This is a genomic window from Halorubrum sp. SP3 (assembly GCF_005435195.1).
GTDB classification, from domain to species: domain Archaea; phylum Halobacteriota; class Halobacteria; order Halobacteriales; family Haloferacaceae; genus Halorubrum; species Halorubrum sodomense.
Window position 1 is genome coordinate 1 of sequence record NZ_SGTU01000049.1, and the last position, 1,887, is coordinate 1,887.

2 protein-coding genes are annotated in these 1,887 nt (G+C 52.7%); both read right to left on the reverse strand.

From position 1 onward, the window contains the following. The coding region (locus EXE42_RS20815) for a glycosyltransferase family 2 protein (RefSeq protein WP_137706854.1) at positions 1 to 130 on the reverse strand (130 nt) is incomplete at its 3' end. Continuing rightward, positions 130 to 1,647, reverse strand: coding sequence for an alkaline phosphatase family protein (locus tag EXE42_RS15070; RefSeq protein ID WP_158293423.1), 1,518 nt, complete (start codon positions 1,645 to 1,647; stop codon positions 130 to 132). The genes EXE42_RS20815 and EXE42_RS15070, both read right to left, overlap by 1 nt. Positions 1,648 to 1,887: the final 240 nt, after the last annotated feature.

Below are 1,887 nucleotides of genomic sequence, written 5' to 3' on the forward strand. Positions count from 1 at the left end.
AGTCGTCACATACCACTATTTCGTACCGAAAAGACGTGTCTTGACTCAGGATGCTTTTAATACAACCCTCTATGTATGCCTCCTCGTTATACGCTGGGATCAGAATTGAAACCGTTATGGCCTCCTGCATCAGAGGTATCCCAAGTCTGAGAGACGCTCTTCAACGTCTTCTTTGTTTTCTGTCGTAGTTGTCGTTTTAGGTCCTGTATGAAGCGGTTCACGTGAAGCGACTTCACGTTGTGCCGGTGCCCCCGTGAGTGTGTCCATGAGTACCTTTCCGTCGTAATTCGACGGGATATGTGAGTCACATATGTGGAGTAGGGTCGGCGGGAGGTCAAGGAGGGATGCCGTTTTCCGTTCGGGATCTTGTTTGATATTCGGTCCTGCCATCATCAATACTCCCTCCCTAGCGGCATCGTGCATCCCTTCGTTCTCCGATCCCGGGAATAATCCGAAAATATGGTTGTTCGGGTTGGTGTTGACGTTGTAGTCCGGGTTCGGAAGGAGGATGATATCCGGAAGATCTTCCAGATACTTCCCCTCATACAGATCTTCTTTACGGTAGACCCCTCTGAACACCTGGCTACCGGTTTCAGGGTCGGTCAGATCGCAAAGCTCGGTGATCAGATCTTCGATTACTTCTTCTTCGTTTGGCAGATCCACATGAATACCGTCGATATTTCGGTTTGCGGCGCGAACAGGCGAGTTTGAACCTTCTCCGGTGCCGGTTAACCAAGTTTCTAAGCGGTCAGGTACGAGGTCACGGAAGTTGACGCCTATGTACTGTCGAGCGTTGGAATAGCCCCACTTCGCAACAGTATACTTCAACGAAGTGTCCGGACTTCCCTCGGTAGTGTCGTTCCGAGACGCGAGCCATCCGTTGAGGAAGAAATCTCGCTCGGGTGGTGAGGTGAAACCGTGGTCGGAAAACAGAATGACGTTCGCTTTAGGATACCTCTCTCGAATCCACCCAATGAAGTCATCTATCTCTTTATACACCGGTAGGATCTCTTCGGGGGTATCCCAGAGCTTGTGCTGTGCTCGATCGGTCGCGATGAACAGACCGAAAAAAAACTGCCAGCTGTGTTCCGTCATCAGGTTCTTCGCGACGGTCGCACGCTGTTCCGCTGACTCGATACAAGCATCCCTGACCGCCCTCCGGGAACCATCGAGCGACGGACCGAACTCGTAGTCGGGTACGATTTCCCGGATTCTTTCGGAAACGGACCCTGGCTTTGTGAATACCTCCGCCGACTCGGGAGTCATCGGGCCCGAGACCTCGACGCCGTTTTGTACCTCGCGAGGCGGGTATGTCAATAGACCACCGAGTGTAATAGGAGAGACGCCATCTTCAGCTAGCACGTCCCAGAACCGAGTACTTCGGAGGTTTGTTTGATCGACGAGCTTCTCACTATCGGAGTCAAGGTCACAATTGAAATCTAACAGACCGTGAACTCCCAGATTGGTACCGGAATTAAACGAGGGCCATGCGGGGATAGACCGCGTTGGAATGGTCGTTTCGAGAGTCCAGTCTAACCCCTCGTCGGCGACCGATTCGAAATTGGGGAGTTCCCCGGCCTGTATCCACTCGTCGAGGAGATCATAGGTCGCTCCATCGACCCCCAGCGCTATAGTGCGGGTGTCCATCGGCATAATCGGACTCACCGACGACTAATGGGACTATCGGTTATTGGGTTCCGACATCCTATCGTCCATAGACGTTCATCGCTCCTTGACGAATTGATCGCCGAGCGTCATCTAGGCTGACGTTCAGAGTCTCAGACGGTAGTATCCCGCTCTCATCAAGAGCCGCGTGTAGAATGAGACCCTATCCAGCAGAGTGGGAGACGTTTTTTCGAACAGTATCGGCCAGTTCGCGAGCCGGTA